The organism is Bacillus sp. JH7 (genome assembly GCF_001563515.1).
In the GTDB taxonomy this organism is placed as follows: domain Bacteria; phylum Bacillota; class Bacilli; order Bacillales; family Bacillaceae_G; genus Bacillus_A; species Bacillus_A cereus.
On sequence record NZ_LPUS01000001.1, the window covers coordinates 1,125,073 to 1,143,465 of the forward strand.

Sequence of the window (18,393 nt, forward strand, 5' to 3'; positions counted from 1 at the left end):
CTGAAAACATCGCTCATTTTAAGGGAGGAGGAAAAAAATGAAAGTGTTTATGAATTTAGCGTGGTTTTTTAAACAAGAAAAACGAGCGTACATAACTGGAATTATTTTATTGTTTGGCGTTGCACTTTTAGAACTTGTAGCACCAAAAGTAATTGGAATCGTTGTAGATGAAATTAATGATGGAACATTGACGACCGATAAGTTACTAAAATGGGTTGTACTATTAGTAATTGTAGGCATTACGATGTACATATTACGTTACATATGGCGTATTATGATTTTCGGGTCTTCATTAAAATTAGCTCGCCAATTACGAAAAAATTTATATGAACATTTTACAAAGATGAGTCCATCTTTCTATCAGTCAAATCGAACAGGTGATTTAATGGCACATGCGACCAATGATATTCAAGCGATCCAGCAAACTGCTGGAGCAGGTGTTTTGACGCTTGTTGACTCATTAGCTGTCGGAGGATGTGTACTCGTAGCGATGGGTTTTACAATTAGCTGGAAGTTAACATTATTAAGTTTAATTCCAATGCCGATTGTAGCTATTTCGACAAATTATTATGGAACTTTATTACATAAAAGGTTTCATAAAGCACAGCAATCGTTTTCGGAAATCAATGATAAAGTGCAAGAGAGTATGAGTGGAATGAAAGTGATTCGCTCGCTTGGACAAGAGAAAGAAGATTTGCAGGCGTTTCGAAGAAAATCAGAAGATGTTGTACATAAAAATGTGTTAGTTGCACGTATTGATTCGTTATTTGATCCGACAATCTCTCTTATCGTTGGATTTTCTTTTTTAATCGCAGTATGTTATGGATCGGTATTAGTTGTAAGAGGTGAATTAACAGTAGGTGATCTCGTTACATTTACGACATATTTAGGTACCCTTGTTTGGCCAATGTTAGCGTTTGGATGGTTATTCAATATTATGGAGCGTGGGCGTGCTTCATATGACCGTGTAGAAAAAATTCTTTCACAAAAATCAGATGTAGTAAATAGCGAAAATGCTGTACAGACAATAGCGAGCGGTAATGTTTCGTTTGCCGTTGATTCATTTTCGTATAAGAAAAGTGAATTGTTACATTTAAACGATATTCACTTTGATTTGAAGAAGGGCGAAACGCTAGGAGTTGTAGGACGTACAGGCGCAGGGAAAACAACTTTATTAAAATGTTTAATCCGTGAGTATGATCATTTTAATGGTGAATTAAAAATTGGGGAGCGAGATATTCGAGATATAACACTTCATGGTGTCCGTTCTGCCATTTCATACGTGCCGCAAGATCATTTTTTATTCTCAGCAAGTATTGGTGAGAATATTGCCTTTGGAAAGGCGGATGCTACATATAATGAAATTACCGAAGCTGCAGAGATTGCTTGTATTCATAATGACATCCTCCAATTTTCAGAAGGATATGAAACAGTAGTAGGGGAAAGAGGTGTTTCGTTATCTGGTGGTCAAAAACAGCGAATCTCTATTGCTCGTGCTTTATTAACAAATGCTGAAATTTTAATTTTGGATGATTGTTTATCAGCAGTAGATGCAAAAACAGAAGAGACGATTTTAAGTGCCTTAAAGAGGGAAAGAGCAGGGAAAACGACGATTATTACTGCACACCGATTAAGTGCAATTCAGCATGCCAATCTTATTCTTGTTGTTGATGAAGGTAGAATTGTACAAAGAGGTACACATGAGGAATTAATGAAGGAAAACGGCTGGTATAAGGAAATGTATGAAAGCCAGCAATTAGAAGCTTTAGTCGAGAAAGGAGGCGTATGATGGTAGAGAAGAAGCGAAGTGATTTAAGTAGATTACTTTCCTATATGAAGCCATATAAAGGGTTGCTATCTTTAGCATTTATCTTTTTAGTTGGTGCGACAGTAACGGAAATGATGGGTCCTTTTTTAATTAAACAATTCCTCGATGAACACCTAGTACCGCGGGATTTTGAACGATCAGCGCTCGTTACTTTATTTGTAATTTACATAGTTGCTCATTTATTAAAAGTATTATTTACGTATTTAAATCTATTGTACTTTCAGAACATTGCTTTTAAGATTGTTCAAGATATGCGAGTTGAAGTATATGAACATGTTCAAAAGCTGTCATTAAGTTTCTTTGATCGTACGCCGATTGGTACACTTGTATCGCGTATAACAAATGATACGGAAGCGATTAAAGATTTTTATGTTAGTGTATTATCAACATTTGTGAAAAATGTAGTCTTTTTAGTAGGTATTTTAGTAGCGATGTTTTTATTAGATGTAAAATTAGCGCTATTTTCTCTCGTATTAATTCCGATAATGTTTGCGATTATGGTATTATATCGCCGGAAAAGTGCAGCTTTTTATTTAGAAGTACGTAATCAACTAAGCGTGTTAAATGCAAAGTTGAACGAGTCCATACAAGGAATGAATATTGTTCAAGTGTTCAGACAAGAAAAACGTATGAGAAAAGAGTTTGAAGAAGTGAATAATAAACATTATAGTGCAGGGCGACGTACTTTGAAGTTAGACGCATTACTTTTACGACCAGCTACGGATTTAGTGCATATTGTAGCTATTGCGTTAGTACTAGGTTTATTTGGGATTGATGCTTTAAAGAGCCCTGTTGAAGTAGGAGTTTTATATGCTTTTGTTAACTATATACATCGTTTCTTCCAACCTGTAAATGAGATGATGATGAAATTGTCCTTTTTCCAACAGGCACTTGTTTCGTCATCACGTGTATTTCATTTAATGGACGAGAAAGATTTAGCACCGGTTCAAAAAGGCAATGAGAATCCTCAAGTCGTGGATGGGGATATTGAATTTAAAAATGTTACTTTTTCATATGATGGAAAGCGTGACGTTTTAAAAAATGTATCATTTCACGTGAAACAAGGGCAAACGGTTGCTTTTGTTGGGCATACTGGTAGCGGAAAAAGTACGATTATGAATTTGTTAATGCGATTTTATAATATTAAGTCAGGAAATATTGTAATAGACGGTGTAGATTTAGAAAAATTTGAAGAACGAGAAATTAGAAAGAAAATAGGACTCGTATTGCAAGATGCATTTTTATTTGCTGGAAATGTAAAGCAAAATATTCGTATGTATAATGAAGAAATTACGGATGAAGAAGTAAAAGAAGCTGCTCGATTTGTGCAAGCGAATACGTTTATTGAAAAGTTACCAAAACAGTATGAAACAGAAGTAGTAGAAAGAGGTGCAGCATTTTCAAGCGGTCAACGACAATTAATTGCTTTTGCTAGAACGATAGCAACGAATCCGAAAGTATTAGTATTAGATGAAGCAACAGCTAATATCGATACAGAAACAGAAGAGGCTATTCAAACAGCGTTGCAACAAATGCGAAAAGGTAGAACGACGATAGCCATTGCGCATAGGTTATCTACAATTCAAGATGCAGATCAAATTTTTGTGATGCATGATGGAGAGATAGTAGAAAGAGGAACACATCAAGAATTACTAAGTGAGCAAGGTTTGTATTATAATATGTACTTGCTACAAAATAAAGTGAGTTTGCAAAAGGCCTTGTAATACAAGGTCTTTTTTATTTTGTATACAAAATATGTTTACTCTTTGTTTCTATAGCATAAATGTCGTGTCCTCTTATGAAACTTGTACATATTGTATGTATACGAAGTAAAAAAATTGATAGGAGATTTTATATGCAAAACAGATCAAGTTCAAATGTTACGTTTATTGATGTGTCTCATTGGGAAGGGAATATTGATTGGAATGCAGTGAAGGCATCTGGAATTCCAGCAGCGTATGCAAAAGCGACAGAAGGTGTAAACTACATTGATCCTACTTTTACTAAAAATGTACAAGGAGCCCGAAGTGCGAATGTATTAATTGGTGCATACCATTTTGCACGTCCAGAACAAAATGATGCAATTTCAGAGGCGAAATATTTTGTGAGTATATTACAAAGTAACCAGACAGACTTAATGCCAGTTCTGGATTTAGAATCACCAACAGATCCGAGCAACAGTAATTTAACTGGTAACGCTATATCAAATTGGGCAAGAAGCTTTATAAATTATGTGAAACAGGCTACTGGAAAAGATGTAATGTTATATACAGGAGTTTGGTATATTAATGAGTTCGGAATTAGCGGATTAAGTGATATACCGCTTTGGATTGCTAAATACTCGAGTACACCGCCTGCTGATGCTGGTGGATGGACAGCGTGGACAGCGTGGCAGTACACAGATTCTGGACAAATTTCAGGCGTAGGAAATTGTGATGTATCAGCTGCAGTTTCATTAGAAGCTTTAAAAGGGAATGGAGCAAGTGGTGGAGGTAATGTTTCCCCGCCTAATAATGCAACTCCAGTGTACGGGGTTGCTATAATTAATGGAGATAATGTGAATTTGAGAAGTGGACCATCTTTACAGTCTAGTGTAATTCGCCAATTGAATCGTGGCGAAACATATGAAGTTTGGGGAGAACAAGATGGATGGCTTTGTTTAGGGACAAATCAGTGGGTATATAATGATCCGAGTTATATTCAGTATAAACATTATGTGGCGACTATTACTGGTGATAATGTAAATTTGCGTGATGCTCCATCATTAAATGGAAATGTTATAAGACAGTTACATCAGGGTGAAGCGTATCGAGTATGGAGTAAGCAAGATGGATGGCTTTGCTTAGGGACAAATCAATGGATATACTACGATCCGAGTTATATTCAGTATGGTGTACAATAGAGTGAAAATAAAAGGTGCCCCGTCAGAGGTGCCTTTTATTAAAAATATACAACTTTTACAAAGTCTATATCGAAACCATAGTATACTATAGTAGATATATTTATAAAAAATAATCGAAAATGAAATAAAGGAGTAAAAATATGAATTATGTGCTAATAGGTGCGATTTTAATATTATTAGCTGTAGCATTTGTGCTGTTTTATAAAAATAAACAGTTAGAATCAGAGAGTCAGCAAGTAGAATTTGAAAAGAAACAAGCAATTGAAACGTATAAAAATGAAATTGCAGCTACGGTGATAGAGCATAAAGAACAACAAAATAATTTAAAAAATATGGAACAGAAAAAATACAATGATTTACAAGTAAGTGCAAATAGAGAAATTGAAAATATGCGTATGATGAAAAATCAATTAGCTATGCAGCATAGTAAAGAACGTAGTGAAATGCAAAATAAACATAATAAAGAAATACATATGTTTCAAAAATTAATTGCAAATTTACGAGAATATACTAAAAACGGTGCTGAAATGAATACGTACGAAACATTACATTATATGAAGCGAGGATTCATAGAGCAAGGCATCATATTAGATGCTGAATTTCAAGTCATGCCGAATGTTTTTATTAAAAATAATAGTGAAATAAACGATAATAGAATCCATCATCTCATCTTGTGCAAAACTGGTATTTATCTACTGGAGACGAAAGAATGGAACGAGAAATTAATTCATGGTTTAACGAAAGAAAATGCTGGTATATATTCATTTATGATTGATGAAATGGGTAAGTATCAACAAGAAGTTGATAAAGAAGAGACATTTGAATATATAGTAGGTAAAGATTCCTCAACTATACAAGTGGAAAATGAAGGGAATCCAGTATATAAGGCGAAGAAACTATCTAAAATTTTATACAATTGTTTGAATGAAATACAGGCTAATAGTATAAAAGAAAAGGTAAAACCAGTTGTATATTTTTATAATAAAAATGGAAAAGCAATAGTAGACCTTTCTAGTGAGGAAACACCTAGGTTAAAAGATCGGGAGCAAATTGTAACGTTCTTCAGAAATGAAATCTTAACAGGGAAAGTAGTATATACAGTGCAAGAATTAGAACAGATTCGAGAAATGATTAGCCGGATGAATTATATAGTGAGTTAAAAGGGGAGATCTTTCTGAACGCTATGCTACGTGGCATTTTGTATGTCTATTTTTGTTTGTATATAGTAATGTACATTCTATTTATATTCGTCATTGATATGGTCCATATACCCTTAAGTGTAAGGAGCATTTTTGTAGTATTCATACCATTTGTTTTATTAGTCATGATTCAAAGGGCTATTTTATATGTTTCTAAAAATCGTAATGAAGAAAAGAAGCAAATGTTGGGGGTTTTAATAGTAGCACTCATACCATTAATAGTGTGCACTGTACAACTAAGTGTAAATGAATATACATCAAAGTTTAATCAAAATAGATGGTTAAATCATGCAGATAAGCGGGTATATATGGTAGATGATCTATTACAAAAATATAAATTAATAGGGAAATCAAATGAAGAAATTATACAATTGTTAGGAGCTCCAACGGAAACGAGAAGTGGGGAAGAAGGAGTTACCACTTTGTATTATCTTGGGACTGAACGTGGCTTTATTCCAATAGATAGCGAACAGCTTGTTTTCCAATTTGATAGAGATGGAAAAGTCATGGAATATACGGTGCATAAAGATTAAAGAAACGTAGAGGGAAGCTATATGTTATAGCTTCTTTTTTATTTTTCAATATGTCACGGAAGGGGGAGAAGGTTTTTGAGTGGAATAAGGAATGAAAGCGGAGGTGATGCATATATATAGATGCATTGGGTGATTATTAGTCCGATTGGTGAGGGGTAATAATTAATAAGTACGGACAAAAACCCCACTCATTAAAGTTTTACTTTATCATATTGTATAAATGAAAAGGAGGTAAGACGGTGAAAGCAATCCCGACTGATGTCCTGAGTAAAGAATTGATGGAAAGAGAAGGAGTTATATCTATTACAGTAAAGGAATTTGAAAAAATAGAAGTAGCTGGAGTAGTGGTCGCTGGTCCAGCGGTTATTTTGATTAATCAAGATTAAGTACATATTTTTGAAATAAAAAGCATCCGTCTAGGATGCTTTTTATTTGTATGTAAGGATAAATATGATGGATAATTGTGTTACTGGAGGGAAAGTCTGTGGCAATTATTATAACAATGTTAGTAATGGGTATTTTATTAGGATTTGTTGGAGCTGGAGGAGCTGGGTTTATTATCGCGATACTCACTTTAGTATTTCATATTCCTATTCATGTTGCTCTTGCAACATCTTTAACTGCAATGGCATTTACGACATTATCAGGTGTTGTAAGTCATTACCGTGAAGGCAATGTTGCACTTATTATAGGCGGGATTGTTGGGGGATTTGGCGCAATTGGCTCTTATATTGGTTCTAAATTTGGTTCACTTATACCAGCACATCTTCTTCATTGGTTTACAGCTGGGATGTTATTTTTATCGGCAATTTTTATGTTTATTAAATTAATTATGTTCCAAAACAAAGAAAAGTCGTCTTTATATAAACATAAAGAGTTTTCCGTGAACTACTTGTTGAAATGTGTATGCCTTGGATTAGTTACTGGAATGATGGCTGGTTCATTTGGGATTGGTTCTGCACCGTTTATTCAACTTGGATTAATGGTTCTATTGGGACTTACGATTCAGCAATCTGTAGGGACAACAATGCTTGTTATATTACCGATTGCAATTGGAGGCGGGATAGGATATAGTTCGGAAGGATATTTAGATTATATATTGTTATTACAAGTATTAATTGGGACCATGTTAGGGGCATACATTGGCGCGAAGTTTACAAATTATGCACCGCGAATGCTTTTGAGGTTTTCGATGATTATGACACCGGTTTTAGCTGGTTGTATGCTATTGATGGAATAAAGTGAAATTATAATCAGTAGGGGGTTAATGCTTACAAATAGCGGGATAAAATTAATATAGCAAACTATTAATATATTTTACGAATGAATTATATAGGTAATTCATATTTCCCATATAAAAGGATTTGTTTTAATATTATGAGTGTAAAGTTCGAGTATTCGAAGTACTACTTGAATTATATCCCTATCCCTTTTCTAAAAATGCGAACAAGTTTTGCCCTATTCTATTCAATAGTTAATTGCATAGAAATATATTGTTCGATGACCATTATGGAACGTACATAATGGGAAAATCCCGATCCTTAAAGAGGATGCCCCTAATCTTCATGTGAAAATATGATCGGATATGAAAGCTGACCAATTTATGGTCAGCTTTCTTTTTGTTCGAAAATTATTTCTTCTTTAATTTCTGTTTGCAATAATACAGTTTTTCCGAAGCGACGTTTGCATTCCGCGCGCACTTTTTCAAGGGCTAGTAGCTGAGTAGTGGCGGGAACTGTGACAATAGCTTGGCGAGGTTTTCGATTTTCTTCACAAAAGACACATTCCACAACATAATTAGAAATCATATTTTCATCCTTCCAGTTTTAATTTCTAAGAAGGGATTGTCTATGAAGTTGATGTAACTTTTCGTCATTGTTTTATTATTTTCCTCTTTTTTTCAAGGGAAAAATAATAAAGAAGGCGAATTTTAGTAGGGGAGGGATGTTTATGGAGAGATGGATAGGTAGTGCAGCGGTATGTGTAAATGAAAAAAATGAAGTTTTAATGGTACTGCAGGGCAAAGAGGGAGAAGAAAAAAGGTGGTCTGTCCCAAGTGGAGGACTTGAAAAGGGAGAGACACTAGAAGAATGTTGTATCAGGGAAGTTTGGGAAGAAACAGGTTACAATGTGGAAGTTGTAAATAAAATATATGAAAAAGAGGGTATTACATACGGTGTTCCAGTGTATGTCCATTATTATTTTGTTAAACAAATAGGCGGTAATATGAAAATCCAAGATCCTGATGAGTTAATACATGAAATTGCTTGGAAAGGGATACATGAAGTTGAACAATTGTGTTTAGCTTTTCCAGAGGATTATGAATTGCTGTGCCAATATATAGATAAAGAAGCAAGTATGTAAATACTTGCTTCTTTAATGTATCCAAGACAAGAAAAGCGGAACGATAACTAAACTAGCGCCTGCTGTTAAAAGCATAGATAAACTTGCAATTGTTCCTTCCACAGGACCGATTTCGAATGCTTTTGATGTACCGGTTCCATTTGCGCTCGTTCCTAACATAATACCTTTTGCGATTGCTGTTTTAATACGGCAAATACGTATGAGAGAAGGACCGAGCAATGCTCCTGTTAAGGCAGTTAAAACGACAAATACAGCAGTTAATTGTGACATACCACCAATCATTTCTGAAATAGCCATTGCGATTGGTGTTGTTACGATATGTGGCGCTAAACTATGTTCTAGTGATGAATCAATTTGAAAATAATTTGCTAGTAGTGCTGAAGTAATGACTGATAAAAACGAACCGACAATGACATTAAGTAAGATAGCCATTCCATGTTTCTTTAATAAATCAAAGTATTTATAGATTGGCCATGCAAAAGCAACTGTTGCGGGCTTTAATAATTCAGTTAACCAGTGACCACCAGATTCATATGTTTCATAAGGTGTATCTAATCCGAGCAATAAAGCAATTAAAATAATGGGACAGACGAGAAGAGGAGAAAGTAGACTCCAATTCCAACGTTGATACATTTTTTTTGATAGCCAATATGTGAATAGTGTTAATAGTAAACAAAGAAATCCGATCATTGCGTTGATCCTTTCCGCTTTAGTAGCAATTCTGTTAAAAGTCCTGTAACTAAGGTAACGCAAAGAGTGCTAATCATAATAATTAAAATGAGATCGATTCCATATTGTGTTAGTGTATCTCTGTAACGTATGACAGCGACTGCAGAAGGGATGAAAAATAAAATAAGTTCTTTTAATAAAAAATCTGCTCCGTCCTGTATCCATTCTTTTTTAACTAGGTTAAATTTTAATGAAATTAATAATAAAAAAATACCGATTATACTTCCTGGAACTGGGAGGTGTGCCTGTTTTGCAATCCATTCACCTGTCCAAGCGAAACAAAATAGTAATAAAATTTGTCCGCTTAACTTCCACCATTTCATACAGTAACCACCTCTTTCTTTTTTTACATAAAAATTGTAAAAAAGAATTAACAATTTCTACTATACGTTCATTCAAAATATTTGTCTAATATATAAATTATATGTTATTAATATATTAGACATATTAATCGAAAGTGAAAAGGGTGTCCAAAAATGGAATTACGGCATTTGCAATATTTTGTTGTTGTGGCAGAAGAGTTACACTTTGGACGGGCGGCTGCTCGTTTACAAATGACACAACCACCACTTAGTCAACAAATACAGCAATTAGAAAAAGAAATGGGAGTTACATTATTTTCAAGAACGAAAAGAAAGGTTGAACTAACAGAAGCAGGAGAAATGTTTTTAAAAGAAGTAAAAAAGGCGTTTGAACAAATTGAAAAAGCAGTAGAAGTTGCACAAAGTGCGCAAAGGGGAGAAGTAGGATCACTTTCAATTGGTTTTGTAGGTGCGGCGATATATGATATTTTACCATCAATTGTTAGGGAATATAGAAAAAAATTTCCGAGAGTGTCTGTTGCATTACATGAATTGTCAACACCAGATCAAGTTCATGCACTTCATGATAACCGTATCGATATTGGCTTTTTACGTCCACCAATTCCAACGCAATTATTAGAATTAGAGCCAATTCAAAGGTTATCTTGCACCTTATGTTTACCAAAGGCACATCCACTTGCAGAGAAAGATGAAATACATATAGAAGATTTACGAGATGAGCCGTTTGTATTTATTACGAGACCAGTATGGCCAGCTTTGTATGATACAATTTTATCTCTTTGTAGAGAAGTTGGATTTAGTCCACGTATTGTACAAGAAGCAACAGAGTACCAAACAGTTATGGGGCTTGTAGCAGCAGGGATTGGAATTACAGTAATACCCGTGTCGGCAAATAAGTTATATAAAACAGAAGTTGTATATAAAGAGTTATATGATTCTAATTTCGTTGCAGAAATGTCAGTGGCTTACAAAAAAATGAATAGTAATCCAGAGCTGCTAGAGTTTTTAAAAATTGCAAGAGAGAAGAAAAGAATAGAAGTAGAAGATGAATAATAGTAGTAACAGAAAATGGATTTAATTCAGATTTATAAAAGTACACCTTGTTAAACAATAAAGCGGAAATGCAACTTAAGTTGCATTTCCGCTTTATTGTTCTTTTTTTAGCTCGATACTAAATAGATAAACGTGTTCATTTTCTTTTAAGAGTAGATCAATACCTGTTTCTTCATCAATGGTAGGAACGCTTACAGTTTCTTTACTGGTTTGGATTACAGCAGCTAAAGTTGTTTTTTGATTGTATTTTAAATTTTTTATAGATTGGATTGTAGTAGTTGCAGAGCTATTTACGCTTGGTGGCGCTTCTTCAGGAACAAGTGTTGAACCACCTTCAATATTCAGATACCACTGCCTTTTTTCTTGTATATCTTTATCGAATTGGAAATGTGGTGGTGAAAAAGAAAGCTTTACTTTCTTTTTTGAAAAATGTGAGGTAGCTATATTAGCAATTTCTTTTGTTTTTTTACCATTGTTATAATAATCAATTGTAGCATTTATTTCATCTTTATCATTTTTAAGAGTAACGTTATAAAACATGCTATTTCCTTCTTGAAAAGGAGTCATTTGTAAAATAGAAGCTTGCTCTTTTGTTAATTTGTATGGCTCAACAATGGCAACTTCATTGTTTTTTATTTGGCTACAACTTGTGAGTAATAATAAACACAAGATTGATAGTAATTTTATACGCATGCAATCTCCTCCTTTTTACAATTATATTCTAAATGTGATTTTTTATCATTTCGTTTTCTAGGACTAAAGACTTAGAAGAAATTCCGATTGTAGTGCGATGTTTAAAATGTCATATTTTTATACACTAGTAGTATAGAATGCGTATGTAATAAGGTAGGGGAAGAATTTTATGTCTTTATGTCGGTTAGCGAGAAAAAATATTATAACATTTGCTACCAAAAGGATGAAGCAATTTATGTGGATTGCTATGAGTACTATGATTTTGTTTTTTATGATATCGTTACAATTTAATGAAGGAGCTATTTTGAAAGTAGGGAATGCATTTGTATTTCAAATGTACTTTTACACACTTTTTATTGTACTAATTTTCATATGTATTTTTACTACATATAAAATGATGTACTCCCTTTTGCATGTGAGGAGGGAGGAGTTTATATCTTATGTAGCAGAAAATATAAAAAGAAAAGAGGTACTATGTGTATTATGTCAGGAGCAATTATTCATTTATGGAGCAGCGTTTGTTTTTGGATTAATTAATGGGATGCTATTTTTGAAATTATTCACGGTTATCTTTATGAAAATCGCAGGGATACAAGGAATAAATAGTGCGCCAATTACAATATATGCAGTTGTAATTATTAGTGTAATTATGATGACTGTCGTTTTAATATCGATGATGCAATGTTATCGATTTGTTCGAAATTTAAAAGATGAAAATTCGTTGCGGTTTAAAGAAAGGGCATGAGAAATCATGCTTTTTTCTATTTTACACATAAAAATAATCATGTTACAGTGAAAAGACCTGACAAAGAATGGGAAGGAAAGGTTGTATAGAATGACAAATGAACAATCAATTGTAAAAGTCGATCGGTTAACGAAGCGAATCGGATCAAAGACACTTGTACAAAATATTAGTTTTGAAGTGAAAAAAGGCGAGGTTGTCGGTTTACTCGGACCAAACGGTGCTGGAAAAACGACTTTAATGAGAATGATGGTTGGTATGATCCGTATGACAGAAGGTGAAGTATGGATTGATGGTCAATCTGTGAAACAGCAATTCGAAAAAACAGCTGCGAAAATTGGAGCGGTAATTGAGACACCTGAATTTTATCCTTTTTTGAGCGGCTATGAAAATTTAACATATTTCGGACGAATGAATGGTAATGTGACCGAAGAACGCATCGATGAAGTAGTGAAATTGTTAGGGATGGGACAAGTAATTGATCGCAAAGTAAAAGCGTATTCACTCGGCATGAGACAACGTTTAGGAATCGCTCAGGCACTTATTCACGATCCAGACGTGTTGATACTAGATGAACCGACAAATGGATTAGACCCTAGTGGAATACATGAAATGAGAATGTACATAAAAAAAATTGCACATGAACAAGGAAAAGCTGTACTTGTATCAAGTCACTTACTTTCAGAAGTTGAATTAATGTGTGACAGAGTTATCATTATTCAGCACGGGGAATATGTGGCTACGCAAAATATTCAGCATAGCCAAAGCGAAGAGATGGAGACGATCCGTATACGTGTAGATGATGCGAATAAAGCAGCAGAAATATTAGGGCATGATGTTTTAGTAAAAGATAATGAATTACTTATTAATGTAAAAGATGAAGAAATCCCAAATGTTATTCGTACATTGCTTGAGAAAAATATTCAAGTGTATCGTGTATATGAAGAAAGAAAAACGTTAGAAGAGCAATTTTTAGAATTAACAGGGGGAAAAGATATTGTTTAATTTAGTATATAACGAACTGTATAAAATATTTAAGCGGAAGCGAACGATTATTCCATTTGCAGTTATTGCAGTATTAATAATCGGATTAGGATGGGTTACGGTAAAGTATTTTGAACCGGAAACAAAAGGATGGAAAGTAGATTATACAGAACGAACTGTAGAAATTGAGAAAAAGCTTGGCATGAAAAAAGAAGCTATTTTAGCAGAAAAATCAGGGGATGAGCTTGTAAAAGAATACCAGCTTAAGATGAAGCATTTAGATACGGATACAGCACCGGCAAGCAGTTCTCCACTTTCTTTCATGAGAGATACAGGTTTTATCGTATTTCCAATTTTGCTCCCATTTATCCTCGTGTATGCAAGTACAATTTTTGCGAATGAATATAGCTGGGGAACATATAAATTTTTAACGATACGACCAGCGAGTCGCTTTAAAATTTTAACAGCAAAATTTTTAGCAATTGTTATATTTGCAGCTTTATTATTTATATTTAATATGATCTTCTCCGCTTTATGTGGACTTGTTATTTATAAATTCCAACAGCCTGCATGGAGTGAGTTTATTTTCCAAGATGGAAATATAATAAAACAAAACATTTTTGTAGAAGCAAGTAAATATTATGTTTTATCGTGGTTACCAACGGTTGTGTACGCATCGTTTGCATTTATGATTTCTGTGTTAACAAGATCTAGTGGAGGTGCAATTGGTATTTCACTATTCCTTGCTTTATCAGGCAATATTGCGCTATTAGCAGCCACTAGATATAACTGGGCGAAATATTTATTGCCAGCAAACACAGATTTATATAGTATTTCAAAGAATGGAAGTTTTATTGATGGAGTAACATTCCCGTTTGCATCATGTATGTTGTTACTTTATTTGTTCGTATTTTTATGTATTTCATATACTGTGTTTTTAAAACGTGATTTAACTTAATAAGAAAAGCCGTTCAGGGTGCTGAGATGCACTTTGAACGGCTTTTTTTATGAGAATTGTTTAAGTGCTCTTTCGGCTAGTAAAGCAAAGTATTCTGCACTTATAGGCAGTGCCTCTTCATTAATTGTAAAAGCAGGATGATGCCATTCATGTGTACCGCTCGTTCCCATAAAGACGAATGAACCTGGTATTTCCTGTTGGTAAAATGAGAAATCTTCTCCAGCCATTGACGGACTAGGCGAGATGATATTAAGATTCATCTTTGTGGCAACTTGAGTAGATAAGTCTGTAAGAGCTTTATCGTTGTGAACAGCAGGAGGACCTGAATAAAAACAGAATTTCGTTTTTACACCTAATGCATCAGATACACCTTTAATAATACGCTCCATGAGTGCTGGAATCTTTTCACGTGTTTCAGCTTGGAATGTGCGAATCGTTCCTTCTAACGTAGCTTTTTCAGGAATCACGTTCCACGTATTTCCTGCATGAATATTTGTAACACTAACAACTGCATTATGAGATGAACTTATATTTCGGCTTACAATTGTTTGCAGTGCCATCACAATTTGAGAGGATGCGACAATAGGATCTACTCCAGCATCTGGTACAGCCGCGTGTGTACCAACTCCGTGAATTTCAATTTCAAATCGATCAACTCCGGCCATCAGTGGACCATCTTTAATGCCAATTGTACCTACTGGTAAATCAGGTTTATTATGCATGCCGAAAATCGCTTGCACATTACGTAAATGTCCAGCATCAATAACTTTGCAAGCGCCATTACTACTTTCTTCAGCTGGTTGGAATATGAAGCGAACCGTTCCATTTAGGGAAGATTCTCTTTCTTTTAATAAGAAAGCAGTACCTAAAATAGCAGCTGTATGAAAATCGTGTCCACAAGCATGCATTTTCCCTCGTACTTTAGATGCATAGGACAAATGTGTTTCTTCTTGAATAGGAAGGGCATCAATATCAGCACGAACTGCTACAATTGGTCCGTTTTTATTACCAGACACTTCAGCGATAATTCCTGTTTCTAAATTGGAATCAATGATAGTAATGTTTTTTTCTTCTAACCAATTTTTTATTGCTTTTGTTGTTTCGAACTCTTCATATGATAGTTCTGGATACTCATGTAAATGTCGACGGATGGAAATAAGTTTTTCTTTTAGTTGATTTGAAATAGATACCATGTAGTATGCCTTCTTTCTTCAGCAAAATATTTATCATAAGTATACAACAATAAAAGAGAGGATTCTCAAATGAAAATCCTCTCTCGTTTATCCCATAAAATCCCGATTGGTTCAACTAATTAAAGTTTCACTTTATGCTGCGACTTTTTTATGCGTATGATGTTTACGATAACGTCCACGCATTGCGTATGCAATTTGCGGGATTGCAATCCCAATTAATATAAGTGATACACCGAACCATTGTGAAGATAGTACAGCCTCTTTTAAAACGAATACTGACATAATTGTTGTAACTGGTAGTTCCGCTGCACCAAGAATAGTCGCTAAGCCAGAACCGATTTTTGGAATCCCGATTGTAAAGGCAATAGATGGAATAACGATACTAAATGTTCCTAATCCTAAACCGTATTTCCAAAGACCTTGAGAAATGGCACCATTAAAAATAAATGTTGGTGGGAATACAATCATGACTAAAGTTAAAGCACCAGTCATTAAGAGAACACCGCGCGGTAATGAAGGTACTTCAACAGCAACTTTTCCGCTTACGAAAATGTATGTTGCGAATGTAACAGCAGATAATAAACCTAAAATGACCCCAGTCGTATCGAAAGCACCTACTGATTGTTCAAGTAAACCACTTGATAAAAATGTCCCTACAAGTAAGAAAATAACAGAAATAACTTTTTCTCTTGAAGGTAATGTTTTTGTTGCGACTGCTTCAATGATAATTCCGACCCAAACGAATTGGAATAAAAGAATAATTGCAATAGAAGCTGGTACAGTTTTTAATGAAGCATAATAAAAAATTCCGGTAAAACTTGCAGATGTTCCTGCAACGAATAAAAGTAATGCTTGCTTTAAAGGAACGCGATGTCTAGAAAATAGAAGTGTAATAGCAAGCAAAATAATCCAACCGAACAAATATTGGCTGCCAATTACCTCTCCAAGTGAAAATCCTTCTGCATATGCAAGCTTAACAAAAATAGCTAAAATTCCATAACTACACGCTCCTAATAAAACTAAAAGAGAATAACGAAGCATGAAAAATTCCTCCCATCTATATGAAGTTGTTCCGTATCGAAAATATATAACTAGAGGGAAGTATACAAAATTAGAAATAAAGGGTCAAATGAAAGAAAAGTATGACATTTTATAGAATAATAATAAAAGTATGATATTTATGCATAATCTTGAAATTTTTAATAGTAGAAGTATTATAAAATAAACTTTGCATTGTATAGAGATAGCATTTGAAAAAAATATTTTTTAAACCAATATGTATATAGACGTACTAGTAACGTGCTAATTATTTGAGAAACTATGTTACCTTTGTTATGGTAATAACAATTAAAGGAGTTTTATAATCCATTTGGGTTTTTTCTATATAATAGAAGGAAATGAAAACGTTTTATTAGAAACTGTGAGGAAGTGCGGTTTTTCTTATTGCCACGTTGTAAAAGTGATTTCACGAATTGTTCATAGTATTTTTATGTGTTTTTGTTACAATATTTAGGGAGAGGAGTGGAATGATGCAAGATATTAGTATTTTTTTAGCGTTTGGCGCCGGGTTCTTATCATTTATTTCCCCATGTTGCTTACCGCTTTATCCGGCATTTTTATCGTACATAACAGGTATGTCGGTTTCTGAATTGAAAGAAGAAAATGCAATGCTTCGCAAAAGAAGTATGATACATACAGCGTTTTTCTTACTTGGATTTTCAATTATATTTATTGCAATTGGATTTGGTACAAGTTTTATTGGAGGAATCTTTACTGACTATAAAGATTTAATCAGACAGTTGGGTGGTATATTTATCATCGTGTTCGGCTTAATTATTGTCGGGGTGTTTAAGCCGAAATTTTTAATGCAAGACCGTAAATTTACATTTAAAAATCGTCCAAGTGGCTATTTTGGATCAGTACTAATCGGATTAGCTTTTGCAGCAGGGTGGACGCCATGTACCGGACCAATTCTAGTGTCTGTAATTGGATTAGCAGCAACAAATCCAGAATCAGCAATGATATATATGATTGCTTACATACTTGGATTTGCAATCCCGTTTTTCGTACTGTCATTCTTTATTACGAAAATGTCTTGGATTAAAAGAAATAGTATGGCCTTCATGAAAGTCGGAGGATATATTATGATTGTTATGGGTGTCTTCCTATACTTTAACTGGATGACGAAAATTATCGTATATTTCTCAAGTTTATTTGGTGGTTTTACTGGTTTTTAGTATTATTCTGCGAAAATGTTGGAAATACTAACGGAAAAGCATATAATGAAAGTATATTTTGCATATAGCCACAAAAAAGGATGAGAAAATATGAACATAGTTCTTTTATCAAGTATCGTTGCTGTTTGTATGGCTGTCGGTGCGATGTTTATTCGTTTAAAAGCAGCTAAGAAACCTGCAACATTGAAAAAAATTATACTTCCACCATTTTTTATGAGTACGGGTGCATTGATGTATGTTTTTCCTGAATTTCGATTAACTCCAGCAGAAATGTTAGAAGCAATTGGTGTCGGTTTGATTTTCTCTATTTTTCTTATTAAAACATCTAAATTTGAAATTAGAGGACAAGAGATTTATTTGAAGCGTTCAAAAGCCTTTGTTTTCATATTAATTGGATTACTTGTAGTGCGGATTGTATTTAAAACCTACTTAAGTCAATCTCTTGATTTAGGACAACTTAGTGGCATGTTCTTCTTACTTGCGTTTGCGATGATTGTGTCATGGAGAATTGCAATGTATCGTTCCTTTACGAAATTACAGAAGGAAATGGAAAAAGAAGATGGTTTTTATAATGAAAAAGATATGAAGCTAACTTAAAAACTGTATATGTACCAAATAAAAAGACAGCGTTTTTGACGCTGTCTTTTTATTTATA

Annotated in this window: 20 protein-coding genes; 14 read left to right on the forward strand and 6 right to left on the reverse strand. The window is 34.0% G+C overall.

Features of this window, described 5'->3' with window-relative positions; genetic code table 11:
• The first annotated feature begins 37 nt into the window (after window positions 1-37).
• The 7 genes from AU379_RS05940 (at window position 38) to AU379_RS05970 (ending at window position 7,702) form a co-directional block, all read left to right on the forward strand.
• Window positions 38-1,789 carry an ABC transporter transmembrane domain-containing protein gene (locus AU379_RS05940; protein WP_061139004.1) on the forward strand — a complete coding sequence of 584 codons (1,752 nt, stop codon included), beginning with the start codon at window positions 38-40 and terminating at the stop codon, window positions 1,787-1,789.
• Window positions 1,789-3,552 carry an ABC transporter ATP-binding protein gene (locus AU379_RS05945; protein WP_000229522.1) on the forward strand — a complete coding sequence of 588 codons (1,764 nt, stop codon included), beginning with the start codon at window positions 1,789-1,791 and terminating at the stop codon, window positions 3,550-3,552. The genes AU379_RS05940 and AU379_RS05945 overlap by 1 nt, the downstream gene beginning before the upstream one ends.
• Window positions 3,553-3,683: 131 nt before the next feature.
• Window positions 3,684-4,730, forward strand: coding sequence for a GH25 family lysozyme (locus AU379_RS05950; protein WP_044584774.1), 1,047 nt, complete (start codon window positions 3,684-3,686; stop codon window positions 4,728-4,730).
• Window positions 4,731-4,870: 140 nt separating this feature from the next.
• Window positions 4,871-5,890, forward strand: a complete 1,020-nt coding sequence (locus tag AU379_RS05955; protein ID WP_061139005.1) for an NERD domain-containing protein — start codon at window positions 4,871-4,873, stop codon at window positions 5,888-5,890.
• 23 nt (window positions 5,891-5,913) lie between these two features.
• A complete protein-coding gene (locus AU379_RS05960) occupies window positions 5,914-6,462 on the forward strand; it encodes a hypothetical protein (RefSeq protein WP_000943751.1) in 549 nt (182 codons plus the stop codon).
• A 239-nt stretch (window positions 6,463-6,701) separates the two neighbouring features.
• Entirely contained in the window at window positions 6,702-6,848 is a 147-nt protein-coding gene (locus AU379_RS05965; RefSeq protein WP_000644411.1) for a BC1881 family protein, read from the forward strand.
• 98 nt (window positions 6,849-6,946) lie between these two features.
• Window positions 6,947-7,702, forward strand: coding sequence for a TSUP family transporter (locus tag AU379_RS05970; protein WP_000974656.1), 756 nt, complete (start codon window positions 6,947-6,949; stop codon window positions 7,700-7,702).
• A gap of 367 nt (window positions 7,703-8,069) precedes the next feature.
• On the opposite strand, the gene AU379_RS05975 is transcribed toward AU379_RS05970, so the two are convergent.
• The gene (locus AU379_RS05975; RefSeq protein WP_000625226.1) at window positions 8,070-8,270 is read right to left on the reverse strand and encodes a DUF3903 domain-containing protein; all 201 of its coding nucleotides are present in this window, start codon (window positions 8,268-8,270) and stop codon (window positions 8,070-8,072) included.
• A 142-nt stretch (window positions 8,271-8,412) separates the two neighbouring features.
• Here AU379_RS05975 and AU379_RS05980 point away from each other — a divergent pair, with 142 nt between their 5' ends.
• Window positions 8,413-8,826 carry an NUDIX hydrolase gene (locus AU379_RS05980; RefSeq protein ID WP_000442975.1) on the forward strand — a complete coding sequence of 138 codons (414 nt, stop codon included), beginning with the start codon at window positions 8,413-8,415 and terminating at the stop codon, window positions 8,824-8,826.
• A gap of 12 nt (window positions 8,827-8,838) precedes the next feature.
• Here AU379_RS05980 and AU379_RS05985 read toward each other — a convergent pair whose 3' ends face one another.
• Complete coding sequence (locus AU379_RS05985) at window positions 8,839-9,516, reverse strand: LrgB family protein (protein ID WP_000578965.1); 678 nt, start codon at window positions 9,514-9,516, stop codon at window positions 8,839-8,841.
• Window positions 9,513-9,878: a CidA/LrgA family holin-like protein gene (locus AU379_RS05990; protein WP_000872365.1), complete on the reverse strand. Its 366-nt coding sequence runs from the start codon at window positions 9,876-9,878 to the stop codon at window positions 9,513-9,515. Before AU379_RS05990 ends, AU379_RS05985 begins: the two co-directional genes overlap by 4 nt.
• Before the next feature lie 153 nt (window positions 9,879-10,031).
• On the opposite strand from AU379_RS05990, the gene alsR reads away from it, so the two are divergent.
• Window positions 10,032-10,931 (forward strand): acetoin biosynthesis transcriptional regulator AlsR, encoded by a 900-nt coding sequence (gene alsR, locus AU379_RS05995; protein ID WP_000423234.1) that lies wholly within the window; start codon window positions 10,032-10,034, stop codon window positions 10,929-10,931.
• A gap of 93 nt (window positions 10,932-11,024) precedes the next feature.
• Here alsR and AU379_RS06000 read toward each other — a convergent pair whose 3' ends face one another.
• Window positions 11,025-11,624 (reverse strand): hypothetical protein, encoded by a 600-nt coding sequence (locus AU379_RS06000; protein WP_044584771.1) that lies wholly within the window; start codon window positions 11,622-11,624, stop codon window positions 11,025-11,027.
• A gap of 169 nt (window positions 11,625-11,793) precedes the next feature.
• On the opposite strand from AU379_RS06000, the gene AU379_RS06005 reads away from it, so the two are divergent.
• From AU379_RS06005 to AU379_RS06015, 3 genes are all read left to right on the forward strand, one after another.
• Window positions 11,794-12,369: a hypothetical protein gene (locus tag AU379_RS06005; RefSeq protein WP_061139006.1), complete on the forward strand. Its 576-nt coding sequence runs from the start codon at window positions 11,794-11,796 to the stop codon at window positions 12,367-12,369.
• A 90-nt stretch (window positions 12,370-12,459) separates the two neighbouring features.
• A complete protein-coding gene (locus AU379_RS06010; RefSeq protein WP_000180622.1) occupies window positions 12,460-13,371 on the forward strand; it encodes an ABC transporter ATP-binding protein in 912 nt (303 codons plus the stop codon).
• The gene (locus AU379_RS06015) at window positions 13,364-14,308 is read left to right on the forward strand and encodes an ABC transporter permease subunit (RefSeq protein WP_000482759.1); all 945 of its coding nucleotides are present in this window, start codon (window positions 13,364-13,366) and stop codon (window positions 14,306-14,308) included. Before AU379_RS06010 ends, AU379_RS06015 begins: the two co-directional genes overlap by 8 nt.
• Before the next feature lie 47 nt (window positions 14,309-14,355).
• Here AU379_RS06015 and AU379_RS06020 read toward each other — a convergent pair whose 3' ends face one another.
• A complete protein-coding gene (locus AU379_RS06020) occupies window positions 14,356-15,501 on the reverse strand; it encodes a M20 peptidase aminoacylase family protein (protein ID WP_000253673.1) in 1,146 nt (381 codons plus the stop codon).
• Window positions 15,502-15,633: 132 nt separating this feature from the next.
• Window positions 15,634-16,542, reverse strand: coding sequence for a DMT family transporter (locus AU379_RS06025; RefSeq protein ID WP_000947046.1), 909 nt, complete (start codon window positions 16,540-16,542; stop codon window positions 15,634-15,636).
• A 488-nt stretch (window positions 16,543-17,030) separates the two neighbouring features.
• On the opposite strand from AU379_RS06025, the gene ccdA reads away from it, so the two are divergent.
• Both ccdA and AU379_RS06035 read left to right on the forward strand, forming a co-directional pair.
• Window positions 17,031-17,738, forward strand: coding sequence for a cytochrome c-type biogenesis protein CcdA (gene ccdA, locus AU379_RS06030; RefSeq protein WP_001152676.1), 708 nt, complete (start codon window positions 17,031-17,033; stop codon window positions 17,736-17,738).
• 90 nt (window positions 17,739-17,828) lie between these two features.
• The gene (locus AU379_RS06035) at window positions 17,829-18,335 is read left to right on the forward strand and encodes a cytochrome c biogenesis protein CcdC (protein WP_001028440.1); all 507 of its coding nucleotides are present in this window, start codon (window positions 17,829-17,831) and stop codon (window positions 18,333-18,335) included.
• Window positions 18,336-18,393 lie beyond the last annotated feature (58 nt).